17 protein-coding genes are annotated in these 18519 nt (G+C 46.9%); 4 read left to right on the top strand and 13 right to left on the bottom strand.

What is annotated here, in order from left to right; translation table 11 throughout:
* Position 1: 1 nt before the first annotated feature.
* The 12 genes from AYW75_RS15280 to AYW75_RS15225 all read right to left on the bottom strand — a co-directional run bounded on the left by AYW75_RS15280 (position 2) and on the right by AYW75_RS15225 (position 13248).
* On the bottom strand, positions 2-697 hold the full coding sequence (locus AYW75_RS15280) for a 3'-5' exonuclease (RefSeq protein ID WP_067101251.1): 696 nt from the start codon (positions 695-697) through the stop codon (positions 2-4).
* A 9-nt stretch (positions 698-706) separates the two neighbouring features.
* The gene (locus AYW75_RS15275; protein WP_067101247.1) at positions 707-2560 is read right to left on the bottom strand and encodes a DUF294 nucleotidyltransferase-like domain-containing protein; all 1854 of its coding nucleotides are present in this window, start codon (positions 2558-2560) and stop codon (positions 707-709) included.
* A gap of 12 nt (positions 2561-2572) precedes the next feature.
* Complete coding sequence (locus tag AYW75_RS15270; RefSeq protein ID WP_067101244.1) at positions 2573-3136, bottom strand: TMEM165/GDT1 family protein; 564 nt, start codon at positions 3134-3136, stop codon at positions 2573-2575.
* Positions 3137-3400: 264 nt separating this feature from the next.
* Entirely contained in the window at positions 3401-4987 is a 1587-nt protein-coding gene (locus tag AYW75_RS15265; RefSeq protein WP_067101241.1) for a BCCT family transporter, read from the bottom strand.
* Positions 4988-5260: 273 nt separating this feature from the next.
* Positions 5261-6430, bottom strand: a complete 1170-nt coding sequence (gene hemW / locus AYW75_RS15260) for a radical SAM family heme chaperone HemW (protein ID WP_067101237.1) — start codon at positions 6428-6430, stop codon at positions 5261-5263.
* Positions 6427-7032, bottom strand: a complete 606-nt coding sequence (rdgB, locus tag AYW75_RS15255; protein ID WP_067101234.1) for an RdgB/HAM1 family non-canonical purine NTP pyrophosphatase — start codon at positions 7030-7032, stop codon at positions 6427-6429. The genes hemW and rdgB overlap by 4 nt, the downstream gene beginning before the upstream one ends.
* A 10-nt stretch (positions 7033-7042) precedes the next feature.
* Complete coding sequence (locus AYW75_RS15250; protein ID WP_067101231.1) at positions 7043-7474, bottom strand: DUF4426 domain-containing protein; 432 nt, start codon at positions 7472-7474, stop codon at positions 7043-7045.
* Positions 7475-7489: 15 nt separating this feature from the next.
* Positions 7490-8080 (bottom strand): methionine biosynthesis protein MetW, encoded by a 591-nt coding sequence (gene metW, locus AYW75_RS15245; protein WP_067101229.1) that lies wholly within the window; start codon positions 8078-8080, stop codon positions 7490-7492.
* A complete protein-coding gene (metX, locus tag AYW75_RS15240; protein WP_067101227.1) occupies positions 8080-9237 on the bottom strand; it encodes a homoserine O-succinyltransferase MetX in 1158 nt (385 codons plus the stop codon). Before metX ends, metW begins: the two co-directional genes overlap by 1 nt.
* A 161-nt stretch (positions 9238-9398) precedes the next feature.
* A complete protein-coding gene (locus AYW75_RS15235; RefSeq protein ID WP_067101224.1) occupies positions 9399-11285 on the bottom strand; it encodes a methyl-accepting chemotaxis protein in 1887 nt (628 codons plus the stop codon).
* A gap of 92 nt (positions 11286-11377) precedes the next feature.
* Positions 11378-11962, bottom strand: coding sequence for a 16S rRNA (guanine(966)-N(2))-methyltransferase RsmD (rsmD, locus tag AYW75_RS15230; protein ID WP_067101221.1), 585 nt, complete (start codon positions 11960-11962; stop codon positions 11378-11380).
* On the bottom strand, positions 11959-13248 hold the full coding sequence (locus tag AYW75_RS15225; protein WP_067101219.1) for a peptidase M16 family protein: 1290 nt from the start codon (positions 13246-13248) through the stop codon (positions 11959-11961). Before AYW75_RS15225 ends, rsmD begins: the two co-directional genes overlap by 4 nt.
* Positions 13249-13415: 167 nt before the next feature.
* On the opposite strand from AYW75_RS15225, the gene ftsY reads away from it, so the two are divergent.
* The 4 genes from ftsY to rpoH all read left to right on the top strand — a co-directional run bounded on the left by ftsY (position 13416) and on the right by rpoH (position 17419).
* Positions 13416-14690, top strand: coding sequence for a signal recognition particle-docking protein FtsY (ftsY, locus tag AYW75_RS15220; protein ID WP_067101216.1), 1275 nt, complete (start codon positions 13416-13418; stop codon positions 14688-14690).
* 38 nt (positions 14691-14728) lie between these two features.
* A complete protein-coding gene (ftsE, locus tag AYW75_RS15215; protein ID WP_067033931.1) occupies positions 14729-15400 on the top strand; it encodes a cell division ATP-binding protein FtsE in 672 nt (223 codons plus the stop codon).
* Positions 15401-16423 carry a permease-like cell division protein FtsX gene (ftsX, locus tag AYW75_RS15210; protein ID WP_067101213.1) on the top strand — a complete coding sequence of 341 codons (1023 nt, stop codon included), beginning with the start codon at positions 15401-15403 and terminating at the stop codon, positions 16421-16423.
* A 129-nt stretch (positions 16424-16552) separates the two neighbouring features.
* The gene (rpoH, locus tag AYW75_RS15205; RefSeq protein ID WP_067101210.1) at positions 16553-17419 is read left to right on the top strand and encodes an RNA polymerase sigma factor RpoH; all 867 of its coding nucleotides are present in this window, start codon (positions 16553-16555) and stop codon (positions 17417-17419) included.
* Positions 17420-17653: 234 nt separating this feature from the next.
* On the opposite strand, the gene AYW75_RS15200 is transcribed toward rpoH, so the two are convergent.
* A complete protein-coding gene (locus tag AYW75_RS15200; protein ID WP_067101207.1) occupies positions 17654-18517 on the bottom strand; it encodes an energy transducer TonB in 864 nt (287 codons plus the stop codon).
* Between the last annotated feature and the right edge of the window lie 2 nt (positions 18518-18519).

The raw sequence follows: 18519 nt of genomic DNA, 5'->3' as shown, positions 1-18519 counted from the left end.
ATTAGACGTCGTATTCTGAGGTAAGGTGCTCTTTGTTTAAGTGATGAGATACTTGAGCTTGGAACAACTCGGCGCAGGACACGGCGTCCATCAAGGCTTGATGAGCGCGATAACGTGGTAGGTTATAGCGCTGGCGACAGGCATCTAAACGCAGCGATGGCTGTCGTCCAAAGCGCTGCCACCAAGGCTTATGAATCGCATTAGCTTCAATGGCCATGGTATCGAGCATCGGAAACAGCAGTGGTTCACCATAATGTTTCATGGCCGCTTCGTATAGAAACGGTCGTTCGATGGCCGCACAATGAATCACGACAATCTTACCGGCTATGGCATCCAATACTTCGTCCAAGAAGCTCGATAAACGTGGCGCATCTTGGATTTCCGAATGGGTAATTTCATGAATCGCAACCGATTCATGAGTCAATGGGCCATGGGGTTTTGCTAACCAGTAACATGCACTGTTTAAGCGAATGCCCTCAAGGTTAAAGTCCACCAGTCCTATGCTGACAATGTCGTCTTTATTCGGGTCTAATCCTGTTGTTTCGATATCAAGGGACACCAAGGGTGTCTCCTCTAATGGCTTATCTAAACCTGGCACGCCCGCGCCATAAAAACGCTTTAAAGCAGGAGATTGGCATTCCTCCGCTAATTTAGCGAACGCTTCTTGCCAGTTGTCCGGTAGCTGTTTTGGGTTCATTGGCAGTGCTTAGCCTTTTCCAGGGTAACGGTATTTTAGGAACTCTTGCTGACGCGAAACAATATTGAATGCATCACGTAAATGGCGGCGCTCAAATTCGGATAAGGTTTCTGGGTTAACGTTGTTATTAGGTGACTCATCTTCTTCGATTTGGTTCTTCTGGTTTTTGATACGTACCATGCCGATCATTTCCAGTGCAAGAATCAAATCGCGCGCTCGGCCATCCGGCATAATACCCGCTTCCTCGATGTCTTCTAAACGCTCAAAAGTGTTTAGTTTATTCGAGCCTAATGCCAATGCATGTACACGTACCAAATCTGCAATGGGTGCAATGCCACGAGATTTTAAGTTAAAAGTACGAGACTGCTTGCCTTCGCCATCTAATACAAACTGTCGGAAGAATCCCAGTGGCGGTGTACGCTGGTTTGCGTTGCGCGCCAGTGCAGACAAGAAGCCTTTATTTTCTTTGGCTAACTCACGGATATAGCTGTTTAGTTGACGAGCAAGGGTCTTATCTCCGTAGATGCCACGTAGATCGAAGAAGATCGATACATGTAGCAAAGCTTCGGCTTTTGGTTTTTCAATCCACTCCGCAAAGGTTTTCTTCCACTCAGATAGTGGGATGCGCCAGCGCGGGTTCATCGCCATGATGTCCCCCGTACAAAGAGGATAGCCACAGCGGTCTAGATTTTTACAGACGTAATCGCTTAGTTCACGGAAATAATCTCCATGCAACGCTTTGTCATAACGGTCGTGCAAAATCAGCGCATTATCTTGGTCTGTACTGATGGTTTGCTCTTCCCGTGCTTGAGATCCAAGCGCTAGGAAGCAATAAGGAATAGGCGGCGGTCCTAATTCACGTTCGGCAAGCTGTAGCAGTCGTTTCACAAAGGCTACGCCAATGTGTGACATGGCATTGCCAATCATTTGTGTGTTGGCATCGGCGTTAACCAGCTGCGTAAAAATGTGGTCCATCTTTTGGCTAATGGCAACTAATCCCTCGACATCTTCTTGTTTGAAAATATCGCTGATGACATAGACCGAACCGTGGCTTTCACGTTGTACCAAATCGCCAGTGCTGATCACACCGAAAGGACGACCGTTTTTTACCACCGGTAAATGGTGAATATTGGTCGCCATCATTTTTAGAACCGCTTCGGAGGCAAAGTCACCGGCATCGACCGTCACTGGGTTTTGCGTCATGATCATATCGACACGAACATCCAATGGTAAACCTTTTGCCACAACACGATTACGTAAATCGCGGTCGGTTAAAATGCCTACTAGGCTGTTGTTTTCGGTAATCAATAGAGAAGAAACGCGCTCGTTCGACATGATATTAGCCGCTGTCTTGATGTCGACATCGTGACTGGCTGTAATCGGTGGACGACGTAAGAGTGAATGCACTGGGCAAGTCATCAGCGATAAATCGGATGATTGGTTGTCCATAGCCGTCTTTAAGCGCACTTCTCGAGAAAGCTCAAAGAAGTCGGAAAAAGAGTCGAACTCACTGTAAAACTGAATAAACCAGCGTGCAGGGATACGGTAAAGCAACGAATCTTCTAACGCCATCATGGTGTGTGACGAGCGGCCACCACGCAATAAAGATGACGAGCCAAACACATCGCCTTCATGCATACGACGTAGTAACTTGCCATTTTTGTTCTTAGCTTCAATCGCACCTGAACGAATAAAGAAAAGCGTTTGGTTGCGCGCTTCTGGTGCTATTGCCCATTCGCCAGCACGCAAGTAGGTGATCTCAATATCCTTCACCATGTCCTGCAAAATTGGCTCATCTTTTAAATCAATAAAAGGGGCATATTCACACAATGTATCCAATATTTCCGAGAGTTCGACGTCCATAAATGTCCTCGCTTATACGGCAGGGTATAAAATGGCAGCGATCCCCATTAAGACAAATAAAACACATGCCGCGATACGTGTTTTCTTGGGATCAATTCGTTGCATTAGCCATTGACCGGCGTATACAACGGGCACATTTGCGATCAGCATACCAATCGTTGAACCAACGGTTACCCATAGCACCGAATGATAGTTAGCACCTAATAATACGGTAGCGATCTGTGTCTTGTCGCCCACTTCCGCAATGAAAAACAAGATAAACGTGGCGAAAAATGCACCAGACTTTAGAAATTTGCTTTCTTCGCTGTCATCTTTATCTGGAATCAGTATCCACAGGCCGACGACTATAAAGCTAGCGCCGATTACCCAGTTTACCCAAGTACCTGGAATCCAGTGAGTAATTTGAACGCCAATCCACGCAGAGATTAAATGATTGATGATGGTCGCGGCAATGATGCCAAGCACTATTTGGAGCTTTGACGAGAATCGAGCGGCAAGAAACAGCGCCAGCAGTTGGGTTTTATCACCCATTTCGGCTAGAGCAACAGTAGAGATTGAGGTAAGAACGGCTTCCATTAGTGGTATCCAATGGTGGGCGATTAAACATAAGACGAATAACCTGTGCCCACCTGGAACAAGTAATCGTCTTAAGTCTCATCAATCCTGCGCGTGATGCGTATGGACTCCATTGCCATGAGCATGAGGCTCAATTATGTTGACAGTGGATCTTCGTGAACGAAGAAGATTACTCCCTTAAGAGGACGGGCAGTATAAACGAAGCCGCCCTATAAAAACAATAAAGGCGGGTTGCCCCGCCTTTATAATTATTAAACGTTATGACTAACGCACAAATTTGAGGTCTGTTTGTAAGCCTTTAAACAAGCTGACACACATGACCAATAGCAACACGGTAAATGGCAAACCAATGGTAATCGCTGCCGCTTGAATGGCGGTTAAGGCTTCAGAGCCACCGCCCACCAGCAATGCGACCGCGATGATACCTTCAAGAATAGCCCAGAACACACGTTGTGACATCGGTGCATCAGTTTTACCGCCTGCAGTAATGCCATCAATAACCAATGAGCCAGAGTCTGAAGACGTCACAAAGAAAACCAGTACTAAGACAATCGCAATGAATGAAATGATCGAAGTAAGTGGTAAGTGCTCAAACATTTGGAACATGGCCAATGAAGCATCGGTAATACCGTTCTCTGCGAGTGAACCAACGCCTTGTTGGACTTGCTCAATCGCTGAGCCACCAAAGATTGCCATCCACACCATAGATACCAATGTAGGTACCAGCAATACAGCCGTAATAAACTCACGAATAGTACGACCGCGTGAAACACGTGCGATAAACATGCCTACGAATGGAGACCAACTGATCCACCAAGCCCAGTAGAAGACAGTCCAGCCGTGATAGAACGTTTCGTCATCACGACCCACCATGTTACTAAGTGGAATAATATTCTCTAGGTAACCGACGAAGATGGTTCCCATCGCACCAAAAATAGCGCCTGTGTGACCGACAATAAGTACAAAAGCCGCTAGCAGTGCTGCAATGATCATGTTGATGTTAGACAGTAATTTCACACCGCCATCTAAACCACGAGCAACGGAAATAATAGCGACCCCTGTTACTACAGCAATGACGATAATCTGCGTCGTCAGAGTGTTCGGGATATCAAATAAGAAATTCAAACCACTGGTGGCTTGTTGTGCACCAAAGCCAAGCGATGTAGCGAGACCAAATATGGTGGCAATAACGGCTAGGATATCAACAAAGTGGCCTAGTACGCCCCAAACACGCTCGCCAAACAGAGGATAGAATGCTGAACGAATGGTAAGCGGCAAACCTTTGTTGTAAGCAAAGAAGGCAAGTGACAGCGCAACAATCGCGTAAATGGCCCAAGGGTGAAGACCCCAGTGAAACATGGTAGCGCCCATGGCAAGTGATTCAGCTTCGGGTGTGTTGGCCACAACATTGAGCGGAGTTCCGTACCAGCCAGTATAGTACGCAACCGGTTCTGCTACACTCCAGAACATTAAGCCGATACCCATGCCTGCTGCGAAAAGCATACAGAACCAGGTAAGAGTAGAGTGCTCTGGTTTAGCTTCTGTACCGCCAAGTCGAATCTTACCCATAGGCAAGACGATCAGAGCTAAACAGAATAGGACGAAGATATTACCCGCCGCCATGAAGAACCAATCGAATTGATTGATCGACCAGCCACGAGCGGCCATCAAGACATCTTTAGCGTTGTCGGGAAAGGCAATAGAGCCAATGACGAAAGCGAAGATAATAAATGCAGAGATGCCAAACACAGGGTTATGCACATCTAATCCGAGAAATTGTACGTTGTCCTGACCTGCTTTATAGGACGTGTCGTACTCTTCCCGGCCTTTTTCCGAGGAACCTTTGCTCATATTGTTTCTCCAAACTGTATTTGGTGGTAACAATTGGAATGAAGGCCGTGCATGAGATGAAATATAACACAACTTTTAAGCAGCCATTCCAATTGTCGCTCAACGAAGCAATCCAACAAGTTGGATGACGTTCGCGTTGATACGATCAGCTCATAACCCCGAGCTGGCAGCTTTTGAATACGCATCGCCACAAACATAAAATAATGGTTGTGGCGTGCGAAGCTGAGAATGGCAGTAAGTTATTTAGATGTCAAATGATTGTAAGGTCGCTATTTACTCGTTAATAAACAGCTCAAGCAGCTCATTAAGGAACAGTTTTCCCTTTTCTGTAGTGCAGATTATTCCTTCATCAAAGCGTTCTTTGTCGAGTAGATTCAACGAGACCGCTCGCTGGCAAGCCTCAAAAAGTTGTGTTGGAACAGTACGATAGGCATATATTTCATAGTCCTTTAGCGGAAACGCTTCAAATAGACGCAAGCGGTTCATCATGAACTCTAAAGGTAAATCCTCTACATTAATAGCTTCTTTGATAGACAGTGCTTCAGGCAGGTTATTGAGATAGTGATTCGGATGTCGGGTCTTTCGTGTACGAAATATTTCCCCATTTTCCAGCGTGATTTTTCCATGTGCGCCAGCTCCAATACCAATGTAATCACCAAAACGCCAATAGTTTAGATTGTGTTGAGCTTGGCAGTTTTGTTTGGCATTGGCAGAAATTTCATACTGGTGATAGCCGTTTTTCTCAAGCAACTCAAGCCCCGTATCTTGAATATTCCAAAGGGTATTGTCCTCTGGCAGGGTCGGCGGACGGCGGTAAAATTCCGTATTTGGCTCAATGGTGAGCTGGTACCAAGAAAGGTGTTCTGGGTTGAGGTCAATGGCAAGTTGTAAGTCTTCTAAGGCCATTTCAAGGCTTTGATCTGGTAAACCATGCATCAAATCTAAGTTGATATTGTCGAAACCGGCTACACGAGACTTATCCACAGCTTGGATGGCTTCTTCGCGGTTGTGGATTCTTCCTAGGGTTTTCAACAGGTTTGGTTGAAAACTTTGGATGCCGATGGATAACCGATTGATGCCCGCTTTGCGAAAGTGGGCGAATTTCTCTTGTTCAAACGTGCCAGGATTAGCTTCCATGGTAATTTCAGCGCCATCCACCCAATCAAGCTTCTCACGCAGCGCATCAAATAGCTGATAGTAGAAATCCGCACTCATTAAGCTTGGTGTGCCACCGCCAATGAACGCTGTTTGAATAGGTCGTCCAGCGACATACGCCAAGTCCACGTCGAGATCCGCCAGCAGTTGATCTAAGTAGGCCTGTTCCGGCAGTTGGCCATTTTCTTCAAAGCGATCAGCTTGGTGCGAATTGAAGTCACAATACGGGCATTTTCGTACGCACCAAGGGACATGAATATAAAGGCTTAGAGGCGGTAAATGGCTCATAGCATTTGACGGGTTTTAAACGCCTCGACCAGCTCTTTTAAGGCTTTAGCGCGATGACTTAGCTGGTTTTTGACTTCTTTTGGCAAGCTAGCCGAGCTGCAGCCTTTTTCAGGCACATAAAAGATGGGATCATAGCCAAACCCTTCGACACCTTCAGCGGACTCCAAAATACGACCTTCCCATGTGCCATGGGAAATAATGGGCGTTGGATCGTCTTTATGACGCATAAAAGCGAGCACACAATGGAAACGTGCGCTGCGCTGCTCGGCAGGCACACCATCAAGTTTTTCAAGCAGCAATGCGTTGTTCGCTTCATTGTTGCCGTGATCGCCTGCGAAACGCGCTGAGTAAATCCCCGGCGCACCCTTTAAAAAATCCACTTCGATACCGGAGTCATCGGCTAATGCAGGTAACCCTGTTGCGGCACAGGCGTGACGCGCTTTAAGAATGGCGTTTTCGACGAACGTTAAACCGGTTTCGTCAGCATCCTCGACTTGAAAGTCTCCTTGAGGTTTTACTTCAAAGTTAAATTGACTTAATAGGGCATTAAATTCTTTGATCTTGCCGGCATTGTTGCTGGCGAGCACGATGGTTTGGCTCATCTGAGTACCTTTAGTCCACGTAAACGTGGCGTTGGAATGTGACCGTCATGGGTTGGCTGTCTGCACTGAGTTTCGCCTGGACGGTAAATTTTAAAATTTCGTCATCGGTTTTAGTGAAAGGCGCTAGATAGTAAATCGAGTCGCCTTCTTCAATGGTCATAAACTCTAATGACACGATCTGCCCCAACAGGTTGGTTACCTTAGCGGATACGATTGCGCGTTGAGATTGTGGCAGCGCACCTTGACCTTGAGTGGTCACGGCCACATTTAACAAGCCTCGACCTTTGCTGCGAGTGAGACCGTATTGATTGGCAATTTGAGGCGTTAAAAAAGTGGACTCAAAGGTGTTGTAGTGGAGTTGATATTGACCAAACTCTGTTACTTGGTCTGCGTGAGCAAACGATACCAATAGGGCGGTAAAAACACCTAGAAACCATTTCATAATCACTCTCCGATATTAGCGGCTTACTTTGAAAATAGCAGTCTCGCTAAATAAATTGGGCATTAAACGAGTCCACCAATGATCATGCAATTGTCCATCAACGGCGGCCCAGCGTTGTACTTTTAGACCTTTGTCCTGACATAAGTCGCGAAAATCGTTAAAAGTACAGAAGTGGATGTTGGGAGTGTCGTACCAATTGTAAGGCAAGAACTCGGACACCGGCATATGACCTTTAATGCCTAAGTGTACCCGGTTGCGCCAGTGACCGAAGTTAGGGAAGGTGATGATCGCTTCTTTGCCAATGCGTAACATTTCGTCGAGCAACAAATCTGGTCGACGGAACTGCTGAAGCGCATGTGCCATCACAACCACTTCAAACCCTTGTTCTTCAAAGTTCTGCAGCCCTTGGTCAATGTCCTGCTCTAGAACAGGGATTCCTCTTTCGATACACATATTAATGTTTTCAGCGTCGATCTCTAAACCATAGCCTGCGACATTTTTGTGCTCGCTTAAGTGGGCAAGCAACGCACCATCGCCACAGCCTAAATCTAATACGCGAGAATTGGGTGGAATCCAATCACTAATGAGCTGTAAGTCTGCACGCATTAGGCATTCTCCTTAGGTAAACGTTTAGCAACACGACTTAAAAAACCGCGCAGGGCATTCATGTAGCGTGGAATCGGGAATAAGAATGCATCGTGGCCTTCAATGGCTTCGATTTTGGTGTAGCTCACATGTTTGCCTGAGCGAATCAAAGCATCAACGATCTCTTCGCTGCGAGCAGGGGAAAAACGCCAGTCTGTTGTGAACGAGACCAATAGGAATTCACATTGTGCTTTGCTGAGTACTTTTGCCAAGTCACCGCCTTCACGCGCTGCTGGGTCAAAGTAATCCAGAGCTTTGGTCATCAGCATATAGGTATTGGCATCAAAGCGCTTGGTAAAGGCTTCGCCTTGGTAACGTAGGTAGCTTTCCACCTCAAACTCAACTTCGTAGTTGTATTGGTAGGTATCGTGGCGCATTTGGCGGCCAAATTTATTGCCCATCGAATCATCGGACAAATAGGTAATGTGTCCTAACATGCGGGCTAAGCCTAAACCATTGGTCGGTATGGTGTCTTGTTCGATGTATTGACCGTCATGGAATTGTGGATCACGGCGAATAGATTGACGTGCGACTTCATTAAAGGCGATGTTCTGTGTCGATAGCTTAGGTGCTGAGGCGATAATGGCCGCGGCTTGAAGGCGTTCAGGGTAACGTACGCTCCAGTCTAAGACCTGCATGCCGCCTAGACTGCCACCGACGATGGCCGCAAAGGTTTGAATACCAAAACGATCAGCAAAGCGCGCTTGGGTTTCGACCCAGTCCTCCACGGTTACCATGGGGAACTCAGCACCCCAGACTTTACCTGTAGCGGGATTGACCGTTGTTGGGCCAGTGCTACCTGAGCATCCACCGAGGTTATTCAAACTGATGACGAAGAAGTGGTTGGTATCAATCGGTTTATCTGGGCCGATCGCAGAATCCCACCAGCCTGGTTTACGATCTTCCATGGAATGATACCCTGCCGCATGGTGATCGCCGCTCAGCGCATGGCAAATCAAGATAGCGTTGCTGGCGTCAGCGTTAAGTTCTCCATACGTTTCATAAACAAGCTGATAATTAGGCAGAGTCTGACCACAAGCCAGCACTAACGGTGTATCGAAGTGTGCTACCTGTGGTGTGATAAGCCCCACAGAATCGACAGGAATGGTATCCGGCATAGGTTGTGCGTTTCCTGATGAAAGTAAGCGAAATGCCGCGCTGTGAGCGACCGATAGAATTCTTTTAATGGAGGCACAGTCTAGCGTTTGCGCTACAGGGCATCAAGAGAGGGACGTAAAACCCGACCAGTAATCGTACTGGTCGGGCGCTTTTAGAACGATTAGCGCAGGGTGAAGACGCGGGTTTTGTCCGCCAAGCTACTTGCCATGTCGTGAATCTGATGAGCGCTGTTAACAATCAGTTCTATGGAGTGACTGTCTTCGCTCAGTTGTTGAGCGATTTGATCCATTTCAGTGCTCATTTGTACGGCGGTGCTGGCAACGTCTTGAATAGAGGTCGCCATTTCATCAGAGGCCTGTGAGCTGGTCTGCGCGTTATTTTCGATGGTGCGAATGGCACTTTCTGCTTCACCCCCATTTTGCTCGATAACACGTAGACGTTCTTGGCCTTGTTCCATCGTGTCTATTGCTGTTTTGGTGGACGTCTGTATGGTGCTGACAATGTCTGTGATTTTTGAGGTGGCGTCGACGGTTTTCTCGGCGAGCGAACGGACCTCATCGGCGACAACAGAGAAGCCTCGGCCTGCTTCTCCTGCCCGGGCCGCTTCAATCGCAGCGTTCAATGCAAGCAAGTTGGTTTGGTTCGCTAGATCATTGATCATGCCGATCACGTTATCAATGTCGGAAGACAAACGACCCAGTTCATCGAGTTGCTTACCTGTTAGATTAACTGCATCCACGGTGCCTTTCAGGTTATCCAGTACCACACGAATGGTTTTGGCACCGGCTTTCGCAGATTCATAGGTTTCGCTTGAATGCTCGCGAAGCTCAGCGGTGGTTGAAGATAGGTTGGTGATACGGCCGGATATATCATCCGTTGCAACCGCAAGAGAGCTGGTACGTTCGGTGACGGAGCGATTATTGTCGGCAATATTGGTAATGGCGCCATTTAAATCATTGACCATTGAGCTCACGCTAGAGGTGGTCATGACAACATCACTCAACACGTTGCCTAAACCGCCGGTCATTTCATTAAGTGATTTGCTAAGCGCATCAAACTCGTCATTACGTTTGTTGTTAATAGCGGCTTTGGCGGTCATGTCGCCTTCTTTAACCTTGGTTAAATCTGCGATGACTTGCATGAGTGTATTACGCGCACTACGACCAATGCTCATCATCAATAATAATGAAACAAGAGAGACCGCAATTGAGACGGCTATTAATGTGTAAAGCGATTGATTACTTTGTTTGTCTGAGGCGACTTCCGCTTGTTGGACATAAGAGCTAATCAACTCAGCGAGTGCCATTTGGCTGTCGGAAAATTGGTTCTTTTCTTGATCGAAGCGTTGTTCTGCTTGTCGCAGCGAGTCGAAGGCTGGCCCGTAAGCCAATAGTGCCTCGTAATATTCTGCGGCAACCGGACCGATGCTGTCTTTGAAGCCAAAGTCATTTACTTTGGAAATAAAACGGTCATAGCTTTTTTGCAGATCGGCGAGTACTTCAGCGTCTGGATGGCTAAGATAAGTGGCTTCAAATTTACGGACATTAACAAATTCACGACGCAATAGACTTAGGCGCTCGACATTCGTAGCAATTTGCTCACCTAGCATAGACACTTTGCCTTTCAAACCAGATGTATTACTGAAACCAATAATACTGCGCTGTTTCGCTAACGCTAATAAAGCATTCGCGTAATTTTCTAGTATGGTTTGAGAGGATTTTAAGGCATTGGCCAACTGTGTTTGGTCGGCCTTTTCTATGTCTTGTTGAAAAATTTCAATGTCTTTTTGTTTACGAGCTTCCAATGTAGCGGTGTATGCCGCGTAGTTAGCATCATTAAGGTTGCGTAGCTGATCGGCAGCTTCCAGAATACCAAGACTGACCTTATCGACACCGGAGCCGATGTCCCCATAAACACGCAGTTTTTGGTTGGCCTCTTGTTGGGCATTCATTCCATTGATAGCGACCAGTGTAACAAGCGTAAAACCAACGACAGCACAAACTAGCAAAAACAGTAGCTTGGCCCTAAAGGACAGGTTGTTCAACATACATCACCTTCAACCATTAAATTACGATATCGTTCAAAAATAGAGCATTAGGTATGCAGTATGCAAGCATCGTGCAATTTTAAATGGTAATTTTAAGTTATTACTTTGTATAAGGAGTAAGTGAGCTGTCCAGCGCGCTTTTCTTTTTCGAGCTGCCAGTGGTTTGGTAGGCCGCTTAGGTCACTTTCACTCTCTTTTTCGATGTAAATATAACCATTGGGTTTGAGCCATCCTTCAGAAATCATAGGAATGATTTTTTCGAGCAGCCCTTTTCTAAATGGAGGGTCTAAAAAAATGATATCGAAGGCTGTTGGTGGGGTGTTAAGGTAAGCCATTGCATCGCTGTTAATTACACTTCCATTGCTGGCTTTTAACGTTGAGAGATTATGGGTGATCTGTTGTGCAACGGCTCGGTTAAGTTCTACAAACGTGCATTCTTTTGCACCACGAGAGAGCGCCTCCAATCCCAGTGCACCAGACCCAGCAAACAGGTCTAAACAACTTGCCCCAGGTATGTCGAAGTTTAGCCAGTTAAATACCGTTTCGCGCACACGATCGGTAGTCGGACGTAATCCTTCCAAATCTAAAATGGGTAACTGACGAGAGCGCCAATCACCACCAATGATGCGAAGTTTTGATTGGCCTTTAGCGTTATTTGCCTTAGCAGGTTTTCTCATAGCTTTATTAGAACTTCTTGACGGGATGATTGAATCAGCAGCTGTTCGAGATGCTGTCGGTATTGTTCTATTGTAAAAGAGTTCGCAGCTTCACTGTAGTGCTGAGCAAAATCATTCAGCGATAAAGGTGATTTCGGCATCGCAACACTGGTCGCAATAGCGCGCCACCAATCTGGATTTTGGCTAAGGGCAGGTAATTGCTGCAGAAGCTGATCTTTCAGCGCGTTAAACGCCGCTTGTTCTTGATAGCTCGGTAACTGGTCAGGTGCAATCCAGCTTGTATGCGATTGAGACGATGCTGGGTCGGCTAACAATACAGACTGAGGTGTTTCTATTTGCCAATTCACGAAGGCTTGTGTCGACTCTAAGTGCAGCTGCCATTGTCCTGTTTGGCTGTTAGAACGATTCTTCTGTGCTTGTAAGCTGTCTTTTGCCCAGACTTGAAGCGTGAGCCAATCTGTAACAGAGGTGATTGGAGCAATTCCTAACGCGCCATACACGGCACTGAGTGATTGATCACCAATTTCAGACGTTGATGGTGCGTTAGCAAGTTGCCAATCAATGTTCGAAGACCCTTTTTTCATAGATTGTGTGAGTAAATTGAGCCCCTGCTGCAAAGGTTCAAGTGTCTTGTCGTTCAACGCCCCAGCGATGACGATATGAGACACGTGTTGTTTAATGAAGGCGAAGTGTTCCGACAGTTGTGCTACGGTGATTTGTTGCACAGAAGAGGGTGCTGCAAGCAAAGGTTTAGGGAAAAGTTGTAGCATCAGCTGTTGCTGACCAATATCGTTACGGTGGTGTCGTTGCCAGCTTTGCAGCGCGGTTTCTTTAAATTGCGTTTTGTTTAACCATGCGCTGAGTACATCTAAGGTCGCTGTGAGAAATTGCGGTTGGTTGCTTAGTGAGACGCTAATCTTTTGTTGGCTTACGGAATATCGCGCTTCAGCCGCTGCTGCAATTGGGGTTAAGCGCTGATTAATCGTCGCCGTACTCAGTGGCAGTGTTGGACCCGTGAGCAAAGACATGGTGGCAGCCGTCAACTGAGGTGATTCAGCGTTACTATTAAATACAATGGCAAGTGATAGCTTATCACTGCCTTCCCAGTCATCTTGTGTAAGCCAATACACAGGAATGCCAGAGGTGGTCTGCCACGTTTCAATATTAGGTGTCGCAAGGTCAACGCGCGTACTGGTCAAATTTAGCAGCCAAACGGCAAGAGTAGTGGCCACTATAATGACAGCTAATACGGGACGACTAAATAACGGCTTATCGCGCTTAAACATAAAATTGTCGCTCGAAGAATGAGATAGAGTACATTTTTCCACGAAAGTGGGGCTTTTTGCTAATAGGAATGATGCTAAAATCACCGTTTTTAACGCAACTACGCCTTGGTTTGCTCGGCGTCGCGATTCAATTACCCATCCATTGGGATCAATCTAGAGAGATGTGAATGGAATTTGTAGATCAGATAATCGCTTATTTAACACCATATTTTGGTGAATACGCTCGCTTCGCACCGATTGCTATCGGTGTGATATTGGCCATCTTTGCTTTCATCATTAAACGTTCTGTTATGAAAAGCATGGATGCCGACATTAAAGCGGCGAAACAAAAGCCGCTAGACACGTCTGTCGAGCCACAACCTGAGTCGTCCGAACCTGAAGGCATTAGTGAGCTAATTGTCGAGGCCGAGACAAAAGCGGCTACGGAAACAAAAGATGAGAAGCCTGCGGTTGTTGTGGATGCGCCGGAAGAGTCTGCTCCTGATGCCATTGCTCAACCCGAACCGGCTCCGACTCCAGCACCGGCGCTTTCTTGGTCCCAGCGCATTAAAGCTGGGTTGGCGCGTACTCGTGGTGGCTTTGGCTTGTCTTCTCTTCTCATGGGCAGTAAAAAAGTCGATGACGATTTAATCGAGGAGCTGGAAACGCAACTATTAATGGCGGATGTGGGGGTGGCGGCTACACAGTCATTAATTGACTCCTTAAATGCCAAGCTGAGCCGTAAAGAGCTGAAAGACACCGATGCTCTCATGCGCACCTTAAAAGGTGAGTTGCAGGACATCTTAGTGAACTCCGAAAAACCGTTAGTACCCGAACACAAAGACGGCCCATTTGTTATCTTAATGGTAGGCGTTAATGGCGTGGGTAAAACGACGACCATTGGTAAGTTGGCGAAGAAGTATCAAGCCGAAGGCAAGAGTGTGATGTTGGCCGCAGGTGATACCTTCCGCGCGGCCGCCGTTGAGCAACTTCAAGTATGGGGCGATCGCAATAATGTCCCTGTGGTCGCACAGCATACGGGCGCGGATTCTGCCTCTGTGATTTACGACGCCATCGAATCTGCGAAATCCCGCGGTGTCGATATTGTTATTGCAGATACAGCAGGCCGATTGCAGAACAAAGCAAACTTGATGAGCGAGCTTGAAAAAGTGGTTCGTGTCATGAAGAAGCTCGATGTGGCGGCGCCACATGAAGTGATGTTGGTACTCGACGCGGGGACTGGTCAAAATGCGTTAAGCCAAGCAAAGCTGTTTACCGAAGCCGTCGGTGTGTCCGGTATTACGTTGACAAAATTAGATGGTACCGCGAAAGGCGGCATCATCTTCGCGATTGCAAAGCAATTCAGTTTGCCTATTCGATACATTGGTGTGGGCGAGCAAGCAGACGATTTACGTCCGTTTAAGTCTCAAGAATTTGTTGACGCTTTATTTGAGAGTGAGTAACAGTTAGATTAAACCAGTCAACAACAGGGGATGTCTGCGTGGAAATTGAGTTTCAAAGAGTAGGGAAAAAATATGAGAGCGGTCATGATGCTTTGTCGCAGGTGAGTTTTCACCTACGACAAGGGGAGATGGCCTTTCTCACAGGCCATTCAGGGGCCGGTAAAAGTACCTTGATGAAACTCATTATGATGATTGAACGTCAAACTACTGGGACTATTTTAGTCGATGGCGTCGATCTTCGTACGTTAGGTAAACATGCGATTCCTTACCACCGCCGCCGTGTCGGTGTGGTATTCCAAAATCACCAACTTTTGTTTGATCGTAGCGTGTTTCACAATGTGGCTTTACCGTTGCAAGTGAGCGGAGCGGATGACGATCAAACGGGCAAACGCGTACGCGCGGCATTGGATAAAGTGGGGCTGTTGGGCAAAGAAAAACTCAACCCGATGGCGTTGTCTGGTGGTGAGCAGCAGCGTATCGGCATTGCGCGTGCGGTGGTTAACAAACCTCAATTGCTGCTGGCCGACGAACCAACAGGTAATCTAGACCCCCGGTTGTCTGCTGAAATTATGAACTTATTCCAAGAGTTTAATCGAGTTGGTGTGACGGTTATGGTGGCGAGCCATGACTTGGCGCTGGTGGCGCGCATGCGTCATCGTGTATTGACGTTAAATCAAGGCCGAATGGTCAATGATGGAGGGTTTGCTTAAATGGCAAGACCTCCTCAACAGCGCTCTGCTGCACAACGTGGCGCGACTCGTCAGGCTCATTCAGCAAAGCAAAAACCTGTTTGGCGTGCTCAGGGGTTTGATTTCAAACTGTACCTCCGCCAGCATCAAGCCTTTCTTATTGAAAGTCTGACTCGACTGCTAGGTCATCCTCTTGCCAGCGCTATGACAATTATGGTCATTGCGATCTCGTTATCCTTGCCAGGCGGGTTATTTGTTTTATTGAAAAACGTGCAATCGGTGACCGATCGTTGGGAGCAGCAGTCGGTTATTTCGCTGTATTTATTTTCTCAGTTAGAAGACACCGAAGCGCTTTCGTTGTCTCATCAATTGTCGAGTCGAGCCGATGTATTGTCGGTCGAGTACATTTCTAAAGAAGAAGGCCTACGTTACTTCGAGCAGTCCAGTGGTTATGAGCAGATCATGTCTACGTTGCCTGAAAACCCGTTGCCGATCGTTTTAAAAGTCATCCCCAAAGCGATTGTTGATCTTAATACCTTACCGGATTTACAAGCACTACGAGACCATTTACAAAGCCTGCCGCAAGTTGAATATGCTCAGTTAGATGCAGAGTGGTTGCAGCGTCTTGCGACGATGATCAGCTTTGGTGAGCGCTTTGTATACGCCATTTCTGCTTTGCTGGTGATTGCAGTGCTGTTGATTGTTGGTAATACCATTCGTATGGCGGTTGAAAGTCGTCGTGATGAAGTGCTTGTCATGAAACTTGTCGGGGCAACGAACAGCTATATTCGTCGACCTTTCTTATACATGGGGTTCTGGTTTGGTGTGTTAGGCGGTTTATTTGCCTCAATCTGCATACTTATGTTGTCGTGGTGGGTGAGCTCGCCTGCTGAGCAGTTGATTGAGCTTTATCACGCAGGATTCGAGCTGCAAAGTTTTAATGCAGTTGAAATTATAATGTGTTTAACTATCAGCGCAGTGATTGGCGTGATCGGCTCTTGGGTCGCAGTAAGTCGCCATATCCGTGATATTGAGTTGCAGTAATTGAGGAAGAATCTCCCTCGTAATATTGACAAATTGAGGTCAATTCTCCACATTTACCGCACACACAGTGTGAACTTTGTTGCTAGTATTTGCTCATACTTAGTATGAACACGAAGAGGTAAAATAGAAATGGGTCAAGCTCTCCAGCCAATCGACATGATGACTCCAGGTCAAAATCTTGAGTCGTATGTTCAGGCCGTTAGTACCATTCCAATTTTGTCAGCGGATGAGGAACGCGAGTTAGCAGAACGTCTTTATTATCAAAGCGATTTAGAGGCTGCACGCTCGTTGGTTATGTCTCACCTGCGTTTTGTCGTACATATTGCTAAAAGTTACTCTGGATACGGCTTAAACCAAGGCGATTTAATCCAAGAAGGTAACGTTGGCTTAATGAAAGCGGTTAAGCGTTTCAACCCAGAAGTGGGCGTGCGCTTGGTATCTTTCGCCGTGCATTGGATTAAAGCCGAAATTCATGAATTCATTCTGAAGAACTGGCGTATCGTGAAAGTCGCGACGACCAAAGCGCAACGAAAAATGTTCTTTAACTTACGCAGTGCTAAGAAAACACTTACGTGGTTAAGTAATTCAGAAGTTGAATCGGTTGCCAGTGATCTAGGTGTTACACCTGATGTTGTGCGTCAAATGGAAGGGCGCATGAGCTCTTCTGATATGGCGTTTGATGCCAGTGGCGATGATGACGATGACAGCGCATACCAAGCACCTGCTAACTATTTAGAAGATTCGAGCTACGATCCAGCGATGGTGCTTGAACATGGCAACTGGGAAGCCGACTCTAACCGTCGTCTTGAAAGTGCGATGCTAGAGCTTGATGACCGCAGCCGAGATATATTGATTAAGCGTTGGTTGAGTGAAAATAAATCTACCTTGCATGATCTTGCCGATGAATATTCGGTATCGGCTGAACGTATCCGCCAGCTTGAAAAGAATGCGATGAAAAAAATTCGATTAGCCATGGGCGAAGCACAGTTCCACTAAGCTTCTGGTCATTGACTAATGAATTAGAAAGCCCTCCGATGTGAGGGCTTTTTTGTGTCTTGTGCTAGCACTTTACATCCACTTGATTAATTCTATTGTTATGCGGAAAGCGTCTTATGTATCAGTTTGGCTTGCGCTATGTCTCATGCTTCGACGCGTCAGCGCCTCCTAGATGCATAAGACGCTTTCTACCTAGGAAGGTTAATGGTCTTAGTTAATGGCGTTGTTGAGAGATTACTGGCTACGTAATCGATTACCTGGCACAAACTGCCAGGTGCGGATGATTTCGAGTTGATCCACTTCTTTTTTTAGCTCAGTAGGGAAAGCATCAAAGGGCTCCGCTAAGCGGACGGTTCGCATTGCAGCATCATCTAACACGCGTATACCGGAGGACTGCAGTACCTCAATACTCTCGACGTAACCATTCGGCATAATCGCGACCGCTAGGCGCAGCTGGCCATAAAGATGGTTTTGTTTGGCTTCGGAGGGGTAGTGGATATTACCGATTCGCTCGATTTTACGGCGCCAGTCATCGAGGTATTTGGCATCAATGGCGGATTTTGCGGACACTGAGGTGAGGCGTCGAATACGTGGGCGTTTGGCATAGGATTGACGTTGCTGATCAAGTAGCGCTTCGAGTGTTGCGATATCGCTCGACAGTCTACTCGGCACTTGAGTCTTGCCCAGAAACTGCTCTTCCAGGGTTTTGTTCTGTTGTTCTGGGTCATCCAGTACCCGAAAGACATCACTCTGATTGCGACTGGCGATGAGTTGCGGGTCTTTGACGGGTTCTGCTGACGCCAATTCGGGTTGGACGGGAGGGGTGATGTCTTGAATCTCGTCTGACCGGAACTGAGCGGTTTCTGTAGTGGTTAGCTTCTGTTTGCGCAGTTCTGTCCCACTTGCCTGTTGATTGGCTTGGGCGATGAAATCGGCTTCTTTGGGGGCGTCAGACTTATGCTGAACCAGTGTTACTTCGAGTGCTTTCCTAGGAGCAGTTTGTCCCATGGAAAAATCAAAGTTCACCAGTGTGATTGCCATCAAGTGCAGACTGATGGCAATAAACAGAGTAATCGAGAAGCGATCTGCGCTGCGCATAG

This window comes from Marinomonas atlantica, from assembly GCF_001639725.1.
Taxonomy (GTDB): Bacteria; Pseudomonadota; Gammaproteobacteria; order Pseudomonadales; family Marinomonadaceae; genus Marinomonas; species Marinomonas atlantica.
Note: the sequence above shows the minus strand (reverse complement) of the source record. Positions and strands in the feature narration are given on the sequence as shown.

Excerpts from the sequence above, each read along its gene's own strand:
- ftsY (WP_067101216.1), top strand. The coding sequence starts at position 13,416 with ATGGAATTTGTAGATCAGATAATCGCTTATTTAACACCATATTTTGGT.
- AYW75_RS15265 (WP_067101241.1), bottom strand. The coding sequence starts at position 4,987 with ATGAGCAAAGGTTCCTCGGAAAAAGGCCGGGAAGAGTACGACACGTCC.
- AYW75_RS15275 (WP_067101247.1), bottom strand. The coding sequence starts at position 2,560 with ATGGACGTCGAACTCTCGGAAATATTGGATACATTGTGTGAATATGCC.
- AYW75_RS15235 (WP_067101224.1), bottom strand. The coding sequence starts at position 11,285 with ATGTTGAACAACCTGTCCTTTAGGGCCAAGCTACTGTTTTTGCTAGTT.
- metX (WP_067101227.1), bottom strand. The coding sequence starts at position 9,237 with ATGCCGGATACCATTCCTGTCGATTCTGTGGGGCTTATCACACCACAG.
- hemW (WP_067101237.1), bottom strand. The coding sequence starts at position 6,430 with ATGAGCCATTTACCGCCTCTAAGCCTTTATATTCATGTCCCTTGGTGC.
- ftsX (WP_067101213.1), top strand. The coding sequence starts at position 15,401 with ATGGCAAGACCTCCTCAACAGCGCTCTGCTGCACAACGTGGCGCGACT.
- rsmD (WP_067101221.1), bottom strand. The coding sequence starts at position 11,962 with ATGAGAAAACCTGCTAAGGCAAATAACGCTAAAGGCCAATCAAAACTT.
- AYW75_RS15280 (WP_067101251.1), bottom strand. The coding sequence starts at position 697 with ATGAACCCAAAACAGCTACCGGACAACTGGCAAGAAGCGTTCGCTAAA.
- rpoH (WP_067101210.1), top strand. The coding sequence starts at position 16,553 with ATGGGTCAAGCTCTCCAGCCAATCGACATGATGACTCCAGGTCAAAAT.
- AYW75_RS15250 (WP_067101231.1), bottom strand. The coding sequence starts at position 7,474 with ATGAAATGGTTTCTAGGTGTTTTTACCGCCCTATTGGTATCGTTTGCT.
- rdgB (WP_067101234.1), bottom strand. The coding sequence starts at position 7,032 with ATGAGCCAAACCATCGTGCTCGCCAGCAACAATGCCGGCAAGATCAAA.
- AYW75_RS15270 (WP_067101244.1), bottom strand. The coding sequence starts at position 3,136 with ATGGAAGCCGTTCTTACCTCAATCTCTACTGTTGCTCTAGCCGAAATG.
- AYW75_RS15200 (WP_067101207.1), bottom strand. The coding sequence starts at position 18,517 with ATGCGCAGCGCAGATCGCTTCTCGATTACTCTGTTTATTGCCATCAGT.
- metW (WP_067101229.1), bottom strand. The coding sequence starts at position 8,080 with ATGCGTGCAGACTTACAGCTCATTAGTGATTGGATTCCACCCAATTCT.
- AYW75_RS15225 (WP_067101219.1), bottom strand. The coding sequence starts at position 13,248 with ATGTTTAAGCGCGATAAGCCGTTATTTAGTCGTCCCGTATTAGCTGTC.